Origin of the sequence: Nocardia uniformis NBRC 13702 (assembly GCF_001613345.1) — a bacterium.
GTDB lineage: Bacteria > Actinomycetota > Actinomycetes > Mycobacteriales > Mycobacteriaceae > Nocardia > Nocardia uniformis.
In genome coordinates this window covers 1-17,850 of the sequence record NZ_BDCE01000057.1, presented here as the reverse complement: position 1 = coordinate 17,850, position 17,850 = coordinate 1, and the positions used below count along the sequence as shown (strand labels likewise).

Sequence of the window (17,850 nt, the reverse complement as noted above, 5' to 3'; positions counted from 1 at the left end):
GATCCCCCGGCCGGACGGCGGGCGAGATCGCGGCGGGCGATCCGCCACCGGAAACGCCTCGGGCAAACTTCGCACTGAAAACGATGTTCAGTAATATCGCCGCCGTGACAACCAGCGAGCAGCAGCGCATCGGCAAGCCGGGCACCGGGACGTCCACCGACGATCCGGCGGCCGCCGAAGCCGTATTCCTCGACGCGACGCTGCGCCTGCTCGCGCCGCTGGGTGTCGCCCGCGGCGATGTCGTCGTCGATGTCGGTCCCGGAGCCGGGACCGCCACCGTCGTGCTCGCGCACGCCGTCGGCGAGCACGGCCGCGTCTACGCCGTGGATCTGGATCCGACGATGCTCGACACCACCCTGGACACGGCCCGAAAGGCCGGCGTGAGCAATCGAATCCGCCCGGTGCTGCACGATGTGGAGGACGGCGTGCCGCCACTACCCGAAGCCGCCGACGCCGTGTGGTCGTCGTGGTGTGTGCACCATGCCCGCGATTGGGATGCCGCGGCCCGCGCCCTGATCGGCATGCTGCGGCCCGGCGGCGTGCTGTGCCTGGCGGAGGGCGGGCTGCCCACCCGATGCCTGCCCTGGGATATCGGAATCGGACGACCCGGGCTGGAGATCAGGCTGGACGAGGCCCACGATCGGCACTTCGCGCAGTGGTTCTTCGGCAGGCCGGGCGCGAAACGACCGGGCGGGGGGTGGGAGGACATTCTGGTCCGCGCCGGACTCGCCGATGTCGCCGCGTTCACCGAACTGGTCGACATTCCCGCACCACTCTCCGACGAGGTGCGCGCGGTGGTACTCGCCGAACTGATGGCCCGGGTCCGCCGAGCCGGACCGTTCCTGACCTCCGACGATGCCGCGGTCTGGGCGCGATTGCTCGATCCGGACGACGAGGCGTGGCTCGGCCGTCGCGGTGACCTCACCCTGCTCACCGCCCGAACCGGGTGGCGGGGCCGCAAACCCGACGCGTAGTCAGCTCGCCATCCCTTCGCACCGCCGCACGACCTCGAGCACCCGGTCGATCTCCTCCGGTGTGTTGTAGACATGCGCACTCACCCGCACGGCGTGGTCGTCGGAGCCGCGGCCCGCCTGGCAATGGCTGTCGGCGCGCACCATGATCCCCTCGTCGGCGAGGACGAATCCGAGATCGTCCGAACGGACCCGGGCATGCCGGAAGGTCACAATGCCCTCCCGGCGCTGCACGGGGGAATCGGCGGTCAGACTGTTCTGGCAACCCAGCACCCGCACCCCGTCGAATCGGGCGAGGCCATTGGTGAGTCGGGCACTGAGCGCGGTGGTCCACGTCCGTACCTCGGCCAAGCCGGCCGTGTCGAGCCAGTCGAATGCCGCCGCCAGGCTGACGATGCCGGCGGTGTTCGGTGTGCCCGCCCAGCCGCGCAGGGCGAAACGCGGACCGCGCCGGTTGCGCGCCCACACCGCGCCCACCCCGGGCAGAGCCAACATCTTGTGCCCGGAGAACACCACGAAGTCGACGTCGAGGTCGGCCACCGAGACCGGCCGGTGCCCGACGCTCTGTGCGGCGTCCAGGCAGATCGGCACATCCGGACCGACCGCTGCGCGCACCCGGTGCACATTCATATCCACGCCGAAAACGTGGTGCACGTGCGTCACCGCGACGAACCGGGTCCGGTCGGTCACGATCGACGGCAGCGCCCGATGGTCGTAGTCGCCGGAATCGGCGTCCACCGGCATCGGCCGCACCGTCACTCGAATACCTTCGCGCGCCAGGTCGTCTCGCACTTCCAGCCAGGGCCGCAGATTGGACTCGTGATCTCCGAAGGGGACGATGATCTCGTCACCGTCGGCGAGCAGGCCTGCCAACCAGTCCCGCGCGACGGCACGCAGCCCGTCGCTGGTGCCGCCGACGAACTCCACCGACGAATCGCCCCCACTGTCGCCCAGTGCTTTTCGCACACGATCGCGGGCGGCCTCGATACGCGCGGCGGTGGCGGTGCCCCAGGGATAGGAGCCGCGCCCGGCATTGGCATTGCCGGTGGTGAGGTACTCGGTGACGGCGTCCAGCACCGCCGCCGGTTTCTGCGTGGTGGCCGCGCTGTCCAGATACGCCAGCCCCGGGTTGTTCGCGATGATCGGGAACTGCGCGCGCAATCCCCGCTGCCAGTGCGCGAGGCGTTCGAGCACCTCGCCCGGATTCGTCATGGTGGTCATGGCGTCAATCCCGGACCAGCGGAGCGCCCGCGTCGCGCCAGGCCACGACGCCGCCGCGCAGACTGCGCGCGTCCCTGTGCCCCATCCTCGTCAGCAGCGCCGCGTAGCGTGCGGACTTCTCACCGATCGGGCAGACCAGCAGGACCGGCCTGCTCGCACCGAATGGCAGACCGCCGCGCACCAGTTCGTCGAAGAGCTCGTCGACGATATTGACCGAATCCTCGATGTGCAGGGCGGTGTAGGCGAATCCGCCGCGCAGGTCCACCACCAGCGGGCGCTCCCGGGTGATCCACTCGCGCGCCGCGGTCACGTCCACCTGAACGGCGGCGGCGACCTCGTCGGAGGTCAGCGTATCCACCGAATTCGGCTGCGGCGGCTGCTTGAACAGGTCCGGCCTGCGCTTACGGAGATAGCTCATATAGCTCTCCACCCGGTCACACACGATGAATACCGCGGTGCGGCGCTCGGTGAGTGTGGCGTCGAGAGCCGAGAGGTGCCGCAGCGCACCGTAATACGCCGCGCCTGCGGTCGGTCCGCCGAGAATGCCGCAGCGACGGTTGAGGGTGAGCATGCCCTCGATGGCCTCCGCGGCGGTCACGGCGTCGAGGGTGTCGTAGTTGTCCGGGTCGAACAGCCCGACCTCATTGACCTCGTCGATATTGCGGATGCCGGGGATGAAATCGCGCTTGGCGGCGACCAATCCGATCACCGAGACGGCCGGATTGTGGTCGCGCAGCACGCTCGCCACCCCCGATGAGGAGCCGGCGGTGCCGACGCAGGCGACGAAGACGTCCGGGGCCTCGCCGTCGAGATCCTTGATGATCTCCGTAGCGGTGCCGACCCGATGTGCGTCCAGATTGCGCGGATTGAAGTATTGATCGGTGTGCAGATAACCGTTGCCCTCCTCGGTGAGCATCCGGTACATGCGGGTGAGCGGGTCCTCGGTATCGGTCGGGTCCAGACACTCGGTCTGCCCGGGTAGCTCCTCGATATGTGCCCCGAGCAATAGCAGCAGGTCCTTGATCTCGGGCACCCGCATCCGGTTCGTCACGCTCTTGAACGGCAGTCCGTGCATGGCCGCGACCACGGCGAGGGCCTTGGCGGTATTCCCGCTCGACAGTTCCACGATGGCGTCACCACGTTCGATGGCCCCGGACAAGCCCTCGCGCACCATATTCCAGGCCGGGCGGTCCTTGACCGAGCCGAACGGGTTGAGCATTTCCAGCTTCGCGTAGAGGTCGATATTGCGTAGCCCGTGGACATTCGGGTCGATCCGGACCAGCGGTGTATCCCCGATGACGTCGAGAATGCTGTCGTACTTCATGAGCGGTTCCCTTTCACCGGCCAGAACTGTTCATCCAGACACCAGGACCAACCGCCCGCCTCGCGGTAGGCCGCGACCGTGCGAGCGATGGGCTGCATCAGCGCGTGATCCGCCGCGAAATCCATGAAGTAGCCGGCCGTATTCACGAAGGCCAACAGATCGCCGGGCACCGGGTTGCGCGGCAGTGTGACTTTGCGGCGGGTGATCAGGTCGTCCTCGAGGCACAGGTTGCCGGCCAGGTACACGCCGGTGGGCGTGCCCGGCCGCTCCGGCAGTAGCACCGGATCCATCAGCACCGCATGGTCTTCCGCACTGATGTCGTGCGAGTTGGCCATCAGCCGGACCAGCACGTCACCGCTGTGGGTGGTGCGGACCTCGGCGACCCGGGCCAGGGTGAGGCCGCACTGGTCGACCAGCCCGCGCCCGGGTTCGATATACAGGTCGTAGAGGTTCTCCAGCAGCAGGGTGGCGAATGACCTTCCCAGTCTCGCGGATTCGTGGTTGAGCAACTCGTCCAGATACCGCGGGCCGACTACCTCACGGTACGCCGGATACACGCCGAGGGTGCCGCGCAACGTCCCGGCTCCAGCACGCAGGCCATAGCCGTGGTTCTGCCAGGTCATCGGTGGGCGCAGTCCGAGCACGGCGGTACCCAGTTCCGTTGTGTAGCGCTCCCATTCGCCGCGGTCGGCCAGATAGTTCACGCCGAAGCCGCCGCCGATGTCGACCGCGGTGGGGGTGAGACCGCGACCCAGCGCCTCGTGCATCGCCAGCAGACAGCCCTCGAGCGCCAGCGCCTTCTCCTCGACGCCGGTGGTGTCCAGGTGGTAGGCCACCCCCAGCAACCGCAGGGCAGCCCGGTGCTCGTCGAGAATGTCCAGCACCGAAGCCAGTTCGCGCGCGTGCACCCCGAAACGGCTGGGCCGACTCAGGATTGGCACCCCCGACGACTCGAAGGCCGAGAGCCGGATCATCACCCGCGCCGGCGGCAGTCCGAAACGCGCCACGGTCGACGCCAATCGCGCCAACTCCTCGCGGGAGTCGGCGTTCACCACGGCCCCGACCCGGGCGGCCAGCCACAGGAATTCGGCGTCCTTGGGCCCGGTAGCCATGATCCGGTCGCCGGTGAACCCGGCTTCCAGCACGTGCCGCAATTCGCCGAGGGAGGCTACATCGACACCACAGTCCCCCGCCGCCAGCGCACGGATCAGCGCGCTGGACCGGTTCGCCTTGTGGGCAAAGTAGATGCCGCCGCTGAGCCGATGGCTGCCGTACACGGCGCGATACTCGGCCACGTTCTCCGATATCTGTTCGGGCACAACTATATTCAGTGGCGAACCCAGGGCATCCATCATCGCGGACAATCGCTCCGGCACGGCGAGGACATCCCTGAGGAGCTCACTCACCAACGGTTTCAGAACCAGCTCCGGCTTCATCATTCATCCCCGTCCGAGCTACGACACCGCCGGTGCCGACGTGCCCTGGTCACCCCGCTCCCGCAAGATTTCAGAGCGGAACTTGCATCGAGTGGCCGAGCGAGTAATTCTGCGCCGCATACCCTTACAAATCCAGGGTAGCGACCGGCGCGACCCGGGGCCGGTTCTCGCGACGCGAGGGGCAGCGAATAGGCAGCAGGCTGCCATTGCACGGTGCCGCAGCCGGTGGGCTTCCACCTCATTCCGGTGGCATTCGGACCGGTCCGTGCCCGGTATCACCGCGGGGCCGCCGAGCATGGTTTACGTACCGAAGCGGTCGACCCGGAACTGGGAGTGTGGGCACTGCCGCCGAGTGTGACCGTACAGGCGCTCCCCCGAACCGCGCCCGGGCGGACAGGCGGTGGACCTGCGCGGACCCAGCCGCGAAATCGCCGAGCGCATGGGACTGATGGCCGGCATCCGCAAATACCAAGCCGCAGCGAGACCTACTCCGCCGCGACGGGCAGCCGAACTTTCCAGTTGCACGACCGGTAGGCGGGTCAGGAATACCCGTCGATCGCACCCATGGTCGTTGGGGGTCCACAAACCCCGACCGATGGCCCGGATGGCGGTCCGCTGCTATCCCCCAATGGTTCGTGGACCGTTGGGGCGCCCGGCACCGAGGATTGGTCTTCGACCCGCACTACCGCGGCATGCCGGGGTCGCAATGGTCTCTGGACGGTGGCGCTCCGCCCCGGACACTGCGCTGGACGTCGGCCGCGACTATGTCGGTGACCATGCGTTGAAGACCATGGGGTGGAACGGGTCGGGCCCGGCGATTCGGCGGGCCCGACCCGCATGTCCAGGTGAGGTGTTCCCCTCGGCGGGAGTGCCACCGCCGCAGGGGGTTACAGGTTTCTGGCCGGACCGGTCGGCACTTGTCGGTGCCGTCACATACCTTGGGCGCATCATGATCGACCGGGAGGGAGAATGATGGTCTCGAATCCGAGTGCCGCGCCGGATGAACCGGCATGGGAAAGCGCCGCTGTCGTGCGGGTATTGCCCGCTGTCGCACCACGCAAGCTGAACAAGGTGCCGTTCGTGGAGTTGGCGGACGGACGCCTGCAGGGGGTGGTGTCGAGTGGGTCCGATATTGCGCGCGTGTACGTGGCGTCGGTGACCGCTGGGACGCATGGACTGAGCTGTAGCACCAACAACAATCGGCCGTGCGGTGGATTGAACCAGGGGTGGTGCTGCAAACATCTGGACGCGCTCATCGATGAAGCGGTGCTTCAGTACGGGCAGGGCCGGGTGGCGCGCTTCCTGCGGGTCGAGGTGCCCGAGGGAACGCGAATTGCCAGCGCCCTCACTGGGACTCGTGACCCCGCTCCGGCCGCCGCGGTGTTCAGCCGGTTCCTGCGGCATCTGTCCTACCTGGAGTTGCCGGGTAGCGCGGCGCCGATTCCGGAGCTGCAGTGGTTCCCGGCGGGGGTGGGTCGCTGATGCAGGCAGTACAACTGGCCGCGCTGACGGATGCGCCCACCGGTGTCGCGGCGGCCCTGGACGCGGTGAACGGCTTCGATACCGCGCTGGTCAACGGGTTCGCCCGGGTTTCCGAACCGCAGGGCGCGGCGCTGGCGGCATTGGCCGCCGCCGTGGCGGGTTCGCCGCTGGCCGAGGTGGTGGCGGCGGCGGTATCGAAGGTGAGTACGGGAGCGATCGGCACGGATGAACTGTCGGCGCTGGCCGCCGCCCGTGCCGCCGTACTGGGCTCGGTTCACGACGCACTGGTCGAGCAGGCGGATACGGCCCTGGGCCGCAATCGATCCGAGTGGTCGGCCACCCCGGATGCCACCGCGCCGAGCCCGCTCGCGACGGGGTCGCGCGCCTGGCTGGGCGAACTGGCCATCGCCGGATGGCGGGGCGTGGACCACGATCTGGTGGCGGCGGCCGATCAGATCGTGGAGGCGCTGCTGGCCGAACCAGTGCTGCGGCGGTTGGCGGTGCTGCTGGACGGCTTCACCGCCGAACTCGGCGCTTACGCGCCGATCGCCACCATGGACCGGGTGCCCGCGCGCCGCTGGGCCGACCTGTGGACGCGCGCCCTGCTGCTTTCCTGGCGGGGCACGCAATCCCCTGCGAACGAATCTGTTTCGGGCCGCTTGCTGCCACTGGGCGTGGACGTGCACGAGCACGGCACCGCGGTCCAGGTACAGGTACACGGCGTACTGGAGACCGCGGGCGCACCAACTCGCCAGGTGCGGGTGTCGGTAGCGGCTCCCAAGGTGGACACCATTGTGGGACAAGCGGTTTGGCAACTGCTCGGTGCGCATCAGCAATTGCTCACCGCATTGGCCGAGCACCGCACCCTGGAACTCACCGATATGCCGCTGACGGCGGCCGGTGACCTGCTGTGGGATGACGATCGGGCGAAGGCCGGGGAGTCCGCCGATCCATTCGTCACCGCCACCGTGCAGCTGCCGCAAGCCCAAGCACCGGCCGTCGCACCGCTGGATCGCGATCCGGTGCACATCGCCCTACCGGTTCTGCTCGAGGGGTACCGAATCCGCGACGCCGCACTGGAATTGGGTGAGGCACGGATTCGAGTGGAACTGGACGCGCTGCCGTCCGCCGGTCCGCTGACTCCGGCCGGGGTCACCGGCTCCAGCACCATGATCGGATTGCTGCGCTGGGATACCAGCGGCTGGTCGGTGCGACCACTGGCCGTGCAGCGCAAGGTCAAGAACGCGCTCACTCCCTTCCACAACGGCGATTGGGCGCTCGGCCCGACCGATCCGAAAATCGCCAAGGCGCAGGCCAAGTCGGGCGATGCCGTGGCGGTGCTGCGTGAGCGCGCGGGACGGTTGCTGCGCAAATGACTACCGCATCGAGAAGCGATTCCGTGGGAGGCGACGGTCGAGTGACGGGTGGGCCGAACCACGAGACGCGGCGCCAGATCCTGTACTGGCGTCTACTGGCCGGTGTCTTCACCGGGGATCAACAACCGACACTGGAGCAGGCGAGCGCGGGCATCGTCGACGATCTGGGACTGCCGCTGGCCGTACTCGATCCGGGCATCTCCATCGACAATGTGGTGCAACGGTATCCGGCGATGCGCGCGGAGTTCGACAGCCTCGACTTCTCCGAGACCGGCGACGCCGATACCGGGGACTCCGCAGCCGAGGGCGCCGTGGCCGAAGAGGCCGAAACCCGTGCCGTAGCCGAGCCGCCCCGGGCGATAGGCGCAGCCGATGTCCGCACCGCCGCACTGGTTTCCAAGCTGCTGCTCAATGTTTTCGCCACCGGCTCCGGGCAGGTCAGCGCCACCCAGCTGGCGGGCTGGCAATCCGATGCCAATTGGCTGCGCCGATGCCTGGGCGAAGAGCAGGCGGGCACCGTGCAGGGCGTGCTCACCGGGCTGGAGGGCGAATTGGTGTCGCGCATGCGGCTGCGCGAAGTCCTCGCAGATCCGCATCTGGCCGCTCAGCTCACCCCGAGCATGTCGCTCATCGAACAACTGCTGCGCGATAAGCACAATCTGTCCGGTGTGGCCCTGGCCAATGCCAAACGCCTCATCCGCCGCTATATCGACGAGGTCGCCGAGGTCCTGCGCACCCAGGTGCAGCAGACCAGCGTCGGCACCGTCGACCGCTCGGTCCCGCCCAAACGCATCCTGCGCAATCTGGACGTGGACCGGACCATCTGGAAGAACCTGCCCAACTGGAACCCGCGCGACGAGCGTCTCTACGTCGACCGGCTCTACTACCGCCAGACCGCCAAGCGCACCGTCCCCGCCCGCATGATCGTGGTGGTGGACCAGTCCGGTTCCATGGTCGACTCCATGGTGAACTGCACCATTCTGGCGTCGATCTTCGCGGGCCTGCCCAAGGTGAATGTGGATCTCATCGCCTACGACACCCGCGCCCTGGATCTCACCCCGTGGGTGCACGACCCGTTCGAGGTGCTGCTGCGCACCAATCTCGGTGGCGGAAATGACGGCCCGGTCGCCATGGCCATGGCTCAACCCAAGATCACCGACCCGAAGAACACCGTGCTGGTGTGGATTTCGGACTTCTACGAGTTCGACCGCTCGCAGCCGCTGTTCGAGGCCATGGAGGCGGTGCACCGATCCGGGGTCAAGCTCATCCCGGTCGGCTCGGTGAACAGCTCCGGCCACCAGAGCGTCAACCCGTGGTTCCGCGAACGGTTCAAAAATCTTGGCACCCCGGTGATTTCCGGACGCATCCAGAAGCTCGTGCACGAACTCAAGAACTTTCTCGACTAGGAGATCAGCCATTATGAACGACGTTTTGCGCGCCCCCGCCGAGATCAAGTACGCCGAGGAACTCGATTGGCTGGAGTCCATCGACGACGGCCCCAAGCCGTACTCGTGGCGACTGAGCCCGAAGATGGTGCGGCTGTTCATCCTCGGCTCCGAACGCGCCGACGGACTCGACCGCGAGGTGAGCCAGAAGTGGTTCGGTGACCGCAGCTTCGTCGAGCGCAGCATCGTCACCCTGGCCTCGGACCGAGGTCTGCTGCTCATCGGCGATCCGGGTACCGGCAAGAGCTGGCTGGCCGAGCTGCTCGCCGCGGCCATCAGCCGCAATTCCACGCTGGTGGTGCAGGGCACCGCCGGCACCACCGAGGACCACATCAAATACTCGTGGAATATCTCGATGGTCATCGCCAAGGGCCAGTCGCGGGAGTCGATGATCGCGTCCCCCATCATGACCGCCATGGAACAGGGTGTGATCGGCCGCTTCGAGGAACTGACCCGCTCCACCAGCGACGTGCAGGACGCACTGATCTCCATCCTGTCGGAGAAGTACGTCTCGATTCCCGAACTCGACGACGACAATGTGGTGTTCGCGCAGCCGGGCTTCTCCATTATCGCCACCGCCAATAGCCGCGACCGGGGCGTGAACGACCTGTCCTCGGCACTGAAGCGGCGCTTCAATTTCGTGCGTATTCCGGTGGTGTCCAATAAGAAGAGCGAGGCGGAGATCGTGCGCTTCCGCACCACCGAACTGCTGCGCCGCCATTCCCTCGAACTGGAGCTGCCGCCCACCCTGCTCGACATCCTGCTGGAGAGCTTCGCCGATCTGCGCGCCGCCGCGGCCGCCGCTACCAGCGACGACGACAAACTGGAGTCGGCGCTGTCCACCGCCGAGCAGATCGGCGTGCTCGAGGACGCCATCCTGCACAGCCAGTTCTTCGGTGCGAGGGAACTGAGCGCCGAAACCCTCGCCGGTTCACTGGTCGGGTCCCTGGCCCGGCGCACGCCCGAGGACCTCGCCATCCTCAACAAGTACCTGCACGGCGTGGTCGAGCCGCGCACCAAGGACAAGAAGGGCACAGCGCCCTGGGGCGAGTTCCTGGAGGGTGGCCGGGCCGCGATCGCGAGGCTCTCGTGACCGTCTCCGATACCCGGCCCGCACCGAATACCTTTGCCGCGCTGCGGGATCAGCTGACGGAAGCGGCTGTCGCGTTCGCCGGCGCACCCGGAGCGGCGGGCGACATCCTGGCGGGCATTGTGGACGATGTCGACCGGGCGCTGTCGGAGCGGCTGGAGATCTTCCCGGTCTGCCACCACTCCCCCTCCTCAGGTCTGGCGATGGTGCGGCGGCTGCGCGAAAAGCAGCCGAGCGTCATCTATCTGGAACTGTGCGAAGATATGCGGCCGCTGCTCGACGAACTGCGCAACTGCCGGTTACCGGTGGCGTTGCAGGCCTTCGCCACCGATACCGCGGATTTCCCGCCGGAATGGGCCCCGCTGTCGGTGGTCGCCCCGATTACCGAATCGTCGGCCGAGTACCAGGCCATCGCCTACGCGCTCGATACGCCGGACGTCGAACTGGTGCTGGTGGATCGGTCCACCGATCACGTCTTCCAGTGGGCCCCCAAAGCCGACGACGCACCGCCACCGGAGACACCGGCCGACGGCGAGCAACCCGAGGACGACGGTCTACACGGCGCCGCGGTCGGCATCGAAATCGGTGATCTGCGACCACGTTTCGCCGAACTGGAAGAACACCTGCTGCACCACGGCAAGGTCCGGCACTGGTCGGAATGGTGGGACCAGTACGTCGAGCAGCCCCTCGCCGACGCCGACTACGACACCTACCGCCAGGTCATGGTGATGATCGGCAGCCTGTTCCGGCGCTTGCGGCGCGGCAGCACCGTCGAGGACGAGGACCGCGAGCGGTACATATGGACCCGTATGCGGGAACACCTGGCCGCCAATGACATCGATCCGGCGCGGGCGCTATATGTCTGCGGCGCGGCCCATGCGGCGAGCCCGGTCGAACAGTTCGGGCTGGAATCGGACGCGCCGTTCGAGATCACGCCGCGCTCCGCCACCAGCTGGCACTACGGGCTGATTCCATCCAGTCACTCCGCGATCGAGGCACAGTTCGGCCTGGCCGGCGGTGCGGTGTCGATCGCGGCGGCCACCTGGGCGAAGGGATTGCGGCGCGGCAAATTACAGCCGTTCCAGCTGGCAGGTCAACCGGGGGCGAAGAAGCGCGCCAACAAGCTGCCGCTGCTCCCGACGGAGCCGGAAACCGAAGTGGCGGATCAACTTTCGGGGTTCCTGTCGCGGCCGCCGGTACTGGACCCGCTCGATGAGGCCGAACTCCTGGAATGGTCGGTGGATATCGTCCGGTTGGCTCGCCGCAACGGCTATCTGGCCAGCACCGCCGATGCCATTGCCATCTTCGAGACCTCGATCCTGCTGGCGGGCTTGCGCAATCGCGCCCGGCCGACGCCGTACGACTTCCAGGACGCGGCCGTCACCTGCATCGAGAAGGACCGGGTGCCGGGGCGGCGCGATGTGCGGCGACTGTGCGAAATCCTGCTCGGCGGCGACCGCATCGGCCAGGTCGGCTACGCGGCGCTGCCGCCACTGGCCCGCGATGTGCTCGACCGGCTGGAACCGCTGGGACTGGACCTGTCCAAGCGGACGCTGCAACGGGCGCTGCTGGATCTGAAAGCGAATCCGGACCTGCGGCCGTGCTCGGATCTGCTGTGGTTACTGCGCAGATTGCTCCCGCAGGACGCACTGCGGCCCATTATGGGCTCGCGGGGACTGGGCGAGACCTCGATCCAGGAGAGCTGGGATATCGGGCTCGGCAAACATCAGCGGTCGCTGGTGGAGCTCGGCTACGAGGGCGTGTCGATAGAGCAGGTGCTCGAGCAGCGTCTGCGCCGCGCGGTCGCCGCACCGGACGCGACGGCGGCCGTGGCGCTGGGCGCGGTCGAGGACGCACTGGTGTACCTGAGGTCGGTCCGGCTCGCCGGCGAACTGGGCAATCGCGCGGTCGAACTCCTCGCCGCCGAACGAACGGTGGACGACGCACCCGTGGTGCTTCGGCGTATCCGGTTGCTGCTCAACTACTTCCGCTCGACCGAAGACGGCTTGCCGCCGTGGTGCGAACGGTTCGTGACAGCCGGGTACGCGCATTACTGCACCCTGCTCCCCACCGCCTTCGCGGACGAGGAGACCGGACCGCCACAGGTGGCGGCCATGCTGGGCTTCCTGTTCGGGATGGAGAACCTGGCGCTGTCGCTGGGCTGCGATCACACCCAGCTGGAATTGGCGGTGCTGCAATCGCATCCGGAGGCGCCGGCAAAGGTGGCGCTGCTGTGGGCGGCGCGGTTCCAGCTCGGCATGCTGACCATGGCGCAGCTGCGCGATCGGTGTGACGAGATGCTGGCCAATCCCCTGGTGCTGCCGACGGTTCCACAGTATGTGAGCGGTTTCGTGCAGGCCATCGACCCGGCTCCGGCACTGAAACCCTTTGTGGTGGAGCTGTTGTCGAAGGCGTTCGGCACCCTGCCGGACACGGTGCTGCTGCCGTGGCTGCCGAAACTCATCACCACCCTGAAGGACCAGGCGGGCGACCTCATTCCGGGCCTGGTCCGGGAAGCGGGCCGCACCTTCCCCGGCGCACTGCCCGCCGTGGACGCCTTCGAGCCGCCCTGGTCGGTCGAATTCAGCACCGTCGCGACGCCGATGGCGGCGGCCCCCGGCGGACCGGTCACCGAGCTACTGGCCGCCCATCCCGCCGCCTGCGATGCACTCGCCGGACTCCTCGGGATCGAGGGCGGCTGGCAAGAGGCCGGACCGGCCGGAAACCGCGAGCTGACCGACTTGCTCGACCGGTTCCCCGCCACCGCCGCCGCACTGGCGGCGCAGCTCGGAGTGTCGGCGGCGCGAAGCTGACGCGGACTGCCCGAGGCCGGTCGCTCCTACGCCATCCTCCTGGCCGACCCCCGACAGGGGGCCGAGTGCGACCGCCTCGGTGCGGCTGCTCTCGGTCAGCCGATGGTGGGTCTCGGATGTGTTGCGGTAGAGGAGCATCCGCGCTGGGTGCGACAACGCTATGTGGGCGGATGTATCAAGGGTGAGGTGCGGGCCCAGAACACCGTGTGCTCCCGACACGACCCGGTGGCCGCGTGGTCGAAGACTTCGGCTCAATCTGCTCGGATGTGAGTGCCGGTGTCACCTGCCCTGTTGCTCAGAGCCCGGCCGTTGTCGAAGGGATGTGTCCAGTTCCCGCAGTAGCTCTCCAACGCGGCCGCGACCACCCGATGCTGCCGGGTAACGCGTCAGGACGCTCACCACGACGGGATCAGCCAGATCTCTTGCCTTCTCGATGTATTCGGTGCCCACGGCGCGGTCACCGGCGGCATCGAGTTCGGCGGCTCGCGCCGCGTAGACGGCGGATCCGAGGATGTGCCACACCTGGGTTGCTTTCGCCAAAGGGTGCAGGTACGCCGCGCTGGCCGCGGCACCGGCCGCTCGCGCGACGTCGCTCGCGGCGTCCTGTCCCGCGTCACGCGTCTGCTGATACGCCCGCTGCGCCGCCCATGCGGCATCACGAATCACCTTGGTCCGCTCACCACCGTCCGCGAAGGCCCGCGCGGCGGCGATCGCGGCTCGCGGGCGGTGATCATCCGAGCGTTCGCGTTCGAAGATCGGCACAGTGGGTTCCGCACAGGCCACCGCGTACCTCGTGATCGCGCGCAATTCCGCCATGCTGAGCTCGATCGTCAGATTATCGTCAGCCATATTCATGACCTTCGACCATATCGCTGAAGGGTCGGTTGAGGATTTCCACCGATACCAGCAGGCAGATGAGACAAAACCTTCAAAACGGCCAGTCCCTCCGACGGGACGGGCCGCAGCACATTCTCGGCGGTGTCAGCGGCCCGCATGGTTCCAATTTCGGCGAGCGAGTCGACACGCAACCGTGCCGAGCGGCGGGCAGCGCAGGGCGCGCGCCGGCTACCGGCACGACAGTGCGACAGTGAACCGAATGTTGGCTCGAGCGAGGAGGCACAGACGATGAGCGGACGCACCCGCAATCAGTGGGAGGAGCTCACCGCCGCCAACCCCACGCATTCGGCGCGGTACGTCGAGCGGTTCCGGGCGCTGGCGGCCGAGGGTACGGATATCTTCGGGGAGGCGCGGCTGGTCGACGCGATGCTCGAGCGTGGGAGCCGCGTCCTGGACGCGGGCTGTGGGCCGGGGCGCGTGGGCGGCTACCTGCATCGAGTCGGCCATACCGTGGTCGGCGTCGACCTCGACCCGGTGCTGATCGCCGCGGCGGAACAGGACTACCCCGGCCCGACCTGGATAGTCGGCGATCTCGCCGCACCGGACTTCCCCGGCCGTGGCATTGCCGCCGACTTCGATGCCATCGTGTGCGCGGGCAATGTGATGACATTCCTGGCGCCCGCCACCCGCGTGACAGCGCTGACCGGGTTCGCCAGCAATCTCGCCTCGACCGGCCGGGCGGTGGTGGGTTTCGGCGCCGATCGCGGTTACGACTTCCGGGAATTCCTGGCGGACGCCGAAACGGCCGGGCTCGCACTGGATTTGCGGCTTTCGACATGGGACCTGCGTCCCTACACGGAGGACTCCGATTTTCTGGTCGCGGTGTTCTCGCGTGCGGGATGAGTGTCGGCCCGCTCCGCACCGCGGCCGCCGGCTCGGAGCAGCACCCGCACCTGCACGGAGCCGAGGTGGGCCCGGCCTGGTCGTCCACAAATGGGGCGACCACCGGGCTACACCGTCCTTGCCGACAGATCGGCGATTTACCGCGCTCGCCGGGTTTGGAGCCGTGGCAGCCGGCTTTCCACACGCACTGCGTTGGCTGGTCGGCCACAGCCTCGACCGCCATATCGCCGCCGGTACGGTGCGTCCGCCGCACTCAATGCAGCGATGTCGCCAGCGGTGTCTGTTCGACGTTGCCGAGGAGCCGGCTGCGGTAGGTCCGCAGGGCGGCCATCACCGCGAACAGTGCGGTGACCGCTCCTAGGAGGATACGGATGGCGTGCGCGACCTCGATTTCCTGGACGGTGCGGTTCAGTTCCTCGACGGTGTACTGGTCGCGATCGTCGAACAGGATCGTCCAGCGTTCCCACAGGTACAGTGCCGACAGCAGGAACAGTCCGGACACCAACGCCGCCAGCGAAGCGAGAGTCCACGTCCGTGCGGTTCGGGACCACAGGCTCGCCGCGGTCGCCACGAGCGCACTCAGTGTCAGGACCGCGCCGAGCGGGCGCATCACGCTGCCGACCGAGACCACCGCAGTGAATTCGTCGGCGACGATCAGTGAATTCGGGATGTCGTGAAAATAGTTCGGGTACAAGAAGACTGTTTCGGAAATCATGGTGCAGAACACCAATATCGCGAGCGCCGCGTAGACGGTGGCGGCAGTCAGTGCGACGGTGAGTTTCGGCAAAGCATCCCTCTGCATTCCCACGGTTGATGGACGGGTCTTGGGCAAAGTTAGGCTGCGTCCGCACGAGGCACATCCGGGATCGGCCCTGAACCGAGATCAGGGCACTCCCCGAACCGAGCCCCACCGGAGCCGCGAACGAATTGCTCCACGCGGGCGTTCCGGCATCCACCGTGGCCGCGCGGCACGACGTGCGGATGACCAGGCGCCGGCCCGCTATGAGGGCGCGCTGATGCGTACAGACGGTCGCTCGCCTGATTGCCTGCCCGAAGACGCACCCACATCGGTGGGACCCTCTGCGTCGATCAGTGCCGCCCGGACGATGGGGACCGCGCCCTGTTCGACGGTTTGCGAACCCCGATGGTCGTTGAGATCAGTGGCGGTGGGGCCGGGATCGGCTACGTTGATCCGCAGGTGGGAATGCCAGCGTTGTTGATCAGGATATCGAGCGCGCCGCAATCCGGCCAGGATCACCGGGCGGCACATCCTGGCGGATCGCCCGGTGCAGCGTGGCCAGGCTCGGGGCGGGCGGACCACCGTCGTGGGCGCGTTGCACCAGCTCGCGGTGCAGGGCGGAGGCATTGCCACGCCAATACGCGAGGCGCACACGCAATTCGGCGTCGATGCGGAACCGTTCGCGCGCCGGGGCAGTGGCGGTGGTGGTGCGCGGCCGCGCACCGCAACGCGCGCACGCTCGCCTCGGACACCGCGACGGTCCTTTCGAACCTCGTTGGCCCGCACGCCGATCCGGGCGAGCCCGCTGACAGCTACTCGACGGCATTGGACCACGATCGCACCGGCGACACGCGGGCGATTCACTGACATTTCTCGTCACGAAGGGCCGCTGGTCGCCGAGCAGGATGTAGGCGCGGGGGCGAACCAGGTGTCGATCTCGACGGAGTGGACGTGCCCGGCGATGGCGCGGTCGCGCTGGTGGCGTGGATGTGGACCTTGCCGTGACGGATCGGCCGGCGTCCGCACCGAGTCGCGAACAGCAAAGTACTCCACCATCCGGTCGTGAGCTTTACACCATTTGGCGCCGCAGATCGCATTCACGCGAAATCCAGATAGCCCGCAGCTTAAGCCGCGGGGTGCCAGAGCATGCGGGAATCGGTGGGTTGACTGGCGTCGGAGGCTTGGAGAGGTCGAGCGGGTCTATGTATCGATGGAAACGGTGATCGGTGTCTCCGTAGAATGGACGGATCGGTGATCCAAGATCGGTTGCGAGCGAAATCTCCGGCGGTGACCTTGCGGTCCTCCAGCAGCGCACCCAGCATCCGGCCCGGACGACATCAATCCACTGTAGGCAGCCGCTCGAGCGTCGCAAGGACCTCTGACGAAGCCACGAGGTCGATCTCGGTCGGATGCCCGCCGCGGCGGCGGTAGTAGTCATCGATCTCATCGGTCAGAAACACCGTGTCGAGCCGCTGCGTCTCGTTGTCCGAGGCGCCCATGCCGATCTGTAGGCCCGGATCCAGCTCAATGGCGACATACCCTCCGTCCGGCAGCGGGTAGTGCATGCCGAACTCGGTCCCGTTGTCCTGCGGCTTGCCCCGCACCCAACCGCGATTGGTCAGCCCCAGCAAGTGCCCCGGCTCGACGTACGATCCCTCGAACCTCGTGAGCCTTCCGGTGGACAGCTCCTCCTCGGTGAACGCCAGAATCGGTCGGCTCAACTGCTCGAAGGGCTGCAGGATCTCGTAGTCGGCAAGAATCTGACCCCAAGCATCGCATTTCTTCGGTTCCATGTGGATCGGATGCGCGAGGCTGAACACCGCGCCCTCGGGCAGTTCGATCGTGTCATCGTTCGCGTCGCTCGAGGTCCCGTCCTCGGCGAACCTGAACCCGATCCGGCCATCAGCGGTCTCTGCATGCCAGATCATGCGCTTGGCCAGATGCCGCATGAGCGGGTGGCGCACGAAGAACCGCTCGAACTCCTCGCGGTTCCAGCTGCGAGCGTTGACCATCGCGGCTTCGAGCCGCCGGATCTGATCGCCGGTAACCGCCCGAAGTTCCTTCTTCAATTCGCCGAACCGCTTGTAGGCAGCCTCGGAGGCCTCCGGATCGTCCTTCGCACCCGGCTTCGGAAGGCTTTTGCGGCGCTTCCCGTCCTCGTCGGTAACGTACGGCTCGAGCTGTTCGTCGAACAACACCCTGAACCGCCGCGG

The 17,850-nt window shown here is 67.4% G+C and carries 14 protein-coding genes; 7 read left to right on the top strand and 7 right to left on the bottom strand.

The genetic code is table 11. The features are described 5' to 3' along the window. Nucleotides 1–104: 104 nt before the first annotated feature. Nucleotides 105–974: a class I SAM-dependent methyltransferase gene (locus tag NU1_RS20215; protein WP_169815110.1), complete on the top strand. Its 870-nt coding sequence runs from the start codon at nucleotides 105–107 to the stop codon at nucleotides 972–974. Here the strand turns inward: NU1_RS20215 and NU1_RS20210 are convergent, their stop codons facing one another. From NU1_RS20210 to NU1_RS20200, 3 genes are read right to left on the bottom strand one after another with little or no spacing between them, the layout of a single operon-like run. Then, complete coding sequence (locus NU1_RS20210) at nucleotides 975–2,192, bottom strand: aminotransferase class V-fold PLP-dependent enzyme (RefSeq protein ID WP_067523368.1); 1,218 nt, start codon at nucleotides 2,190–2,192, stop codon at nucleotides 975–977. Nucleotides 2,193–2,196: 4 nt separating this feature from the next. After that, nucleotides 2,197–3,516: a pyridoxal-phosphate dependent enzyme gene (locus NU1_RS20205; protein WP_067523367.1), complete on the bottom strand. Its 1,320-nt coding sequence runs from the start codon at nucleotides 3,514–3,516 to the stop codon at nucleotides 2,197–2,199. Then, nucleotides 3,513–4,922 carry a Y4yA family PLP-dependent enzyme gene (locus NU1_RS20200; RefSeq protein ID WP_212761877.1) on the bottom strand — a complete coding sequence of 470 codons (1,410 nt, stop codon included), beginning with the start codon at nucleotides 4,920–4,922 and terminating at the stop codon, nucleotides 3,513–3,515. The genes NU1_RS20205 and NU1_RS20200 overlap by 4 nt, the downstream gene beginning before the upstream one ends. Nucleotides 4,923–5,921: 999 nt before the next feature. On the opposite strand from NU1_RS20200, the gene NU1_RS20195 reads away from it, so the two are divergent. The 5 genes from NU1_RS20195 to NU1_RS20175 are packed head-to-tail and all read left to right on the top strand — an operon-like array spanning nucleotide 5,922 to nucleotide 13,158. Next, nucleotides 5,922–6,434 (top strand): hypothetical protein, encoded by a 513-nt coding sequence (locus tag NU1_RS20195; RefSeq protein ID WP_245720215.1) that lies wholly within the window; start codon nucleotides 5,922–5,924, stop codon nucleotides 6,432–6,434. After that, nucleotides 6,434–7,810 carry a hypothetical protein gene (locus tag NU1_RS20190; RefSeq protein WP_067523365.1) on the top strand — a complete coding sequence of 459 codons (1,377 nt, stop codon included), beginning with the start codon at nucleotides 6,434–6,436 and terminating at the stop codon, nucleotides 7,808–7,810. Before NU1_RS20195 ends, NU1_RS20190 begins: the two co-directional genes overlap by 1 nt. 41 nt (nucleotides 7,811–7,851) lie before the next feature. Then, nucleotides 7,852–9,216 (top strand): vWA domain-containing protein, encoded by a 1,365-nt coding sequence (locus NU1_RS20185; protein ID WP_157552618.1) that lies wholly within the window; start codon nucleotides 7,852–7,854, stop codon nucleotides 9,214–9,216. A 13-nt stretch (nucleotides 9,217–9,229) separates the two neighbouring features. Then, nucleotides 9,230–10,348 (top strand): ATP-binding protein, encoded by a 1,119-nt coding sequence (locus tag NU1_RS20180; protein ID WP_067523363.1) that lies wholly within the window; start codon nucleotides 9,230–9,232, stop codon nucleotides 10,346–10,348. Further along, nucleotides 10,345–13,158, top strand: a complete 2,814-nt coding sequence (locus tag NU1_RS20175; RefSeq protein WP_067523362.1) for a DUF5682 family protein — start codon at nucleotides 10,345–10,347, stop codon at nucleotides 13,156–13,158. Before NU1_RS20180 ends, NU1_RS20175 begins: the two co-directional genes overlap by 4 nt. Nucleotides 13,159–13,437: 279 nt before the next feature. On the opposite strand, the gene NU1_RS20170 is transcribed toward NU1_RS20175, so the two are convergent. Next, complete coding sequence (locus NU1_RS20170; RefSeq protein ID WP_212761878.1) at nucleotides 13,438–14,007, bottom strand: putative immunity protein; 570 nt, start codon at nucleotides 14,005–14,007, stop codon at nucleotides 13,438–13,440. Between the two features lie 276 nt (nucleotides 14,008–14,283). Here NU1_RS20170 and NU1_RS20165 point away from each other — a divergent pair, with 276 nt between their 5' ends. After that, the gene (locus NU1_RS20165) at nucleotides 14,284–14,898 is read left to right on the top strand and encodes a class I SAM-dependent methyltransferase (RefSeq protein ID WP_067523360.1); all 615 of its coding nucleotides are present in this window, start codon (nucleotides 14,284–14,286) and stop codon (nucleotides 14,896–14,898) included. A 253-nt stretch (nucleotides 14,899–15,151) separates the two neighbouring features. Here NU1_RS20165 and NU1_RS20160 read toward each other — a convergent pair whose 3' ends face one another. The 3 genes from NU1_RS20160 to NU1_RS20155 form a co-directional block, all read right to left on the bottom strand. Beyond that, nucleotides 15,152–15,700, bottom strand: a complete 549-nt coding sequence (locus NU1_RS20160) for a hypothetical protein (RefSeq protein ID WP_067523359.1) — start codon at nucleotides 15,698–15,700, stop codon at nucleotides 15,152–15,154. A gap of 418 nt (nucleotides 15,701–16,118) precedes the next feature. Continuing rightward, nucleotides 16,119–16,295 (bottom strand): hypothetical protein, encoded by a 177-nt coding sequence (locus NU1_RS41580; protein ID WP_245720214.1) that lies wholly within the window; start codon nucleotides 16,293–16,295, stop codon nucleotides 16,119–16,121. A 679-nt stretch (nucleotides 16,296–16,974) separates the two neighbouring features. Next, nucleotides 16,975–17,850: DUF4132 domain-containing protein (locus NU1_RS20155; RefSeq protein WP_218027848.1), on the bottom strand; the 876-nt coding region annotated here is incomplete at its 5' end.

Bases quoted from the DNA above. Each gene is read 5' to 3' on its own strand.
- NU1_RS20170 (WP_212761878.1), bottom strand. From the start codon at position 14,007: ATGGCTGACGATAATCTGACGATCGAGCTCAGCATGGCGGAATTGCGC.
- NU1_RS20210 (WP_067523368.1), bottom strand. From the start codon at position 2,192: ATGACCACCATGACGAATCCGGGCGAGGTGCTCGAACGCCTCGCGCAC.
- NU1_RS20180 (WP_067523363.1), top strand. From the start codon at position 9,230: ATGAACGACGTTTTGCGCGCCCCCGCCGAGATCAAGTACGCCGAGGAA.
- NU1_RS20190 (WP_067523365.1), top strand. From the start codon at position 6,434: ATGCAGGCAGTACAACTGGCCGCGCTGACGGATGCGCCCACCGGTGTC.
- NU1_RS20160 (WP_067523359.1), bottom strand. From the start codon at position 15,700: ATGCAGAGGGATGCTTTGCCGAAACTCACCGTCGCACTGACTGCCGCC.
- NU1_RS20205 (WP_067523367.1), bottom strand. From the start codon at position 3,516: ATGAAGTACGACAGCATTCTCGACGTCATCGGGGATACACCGCTGGTC.
- NU1_RS20195 (WP_245720215.1), top strand. From the start codon at position 5,922: ATGATGGTCTCGAATCCGAGTGCCGCGCCGGATGAACCGGCATGGGAA.
- NU1_RS20165 (WP_067523360.1), top strand. From the start codon at position 14,284: ATGAGCGGACGCACCCGCAATCAGTGGGAGGAGCTCACCGCCGCCAAC.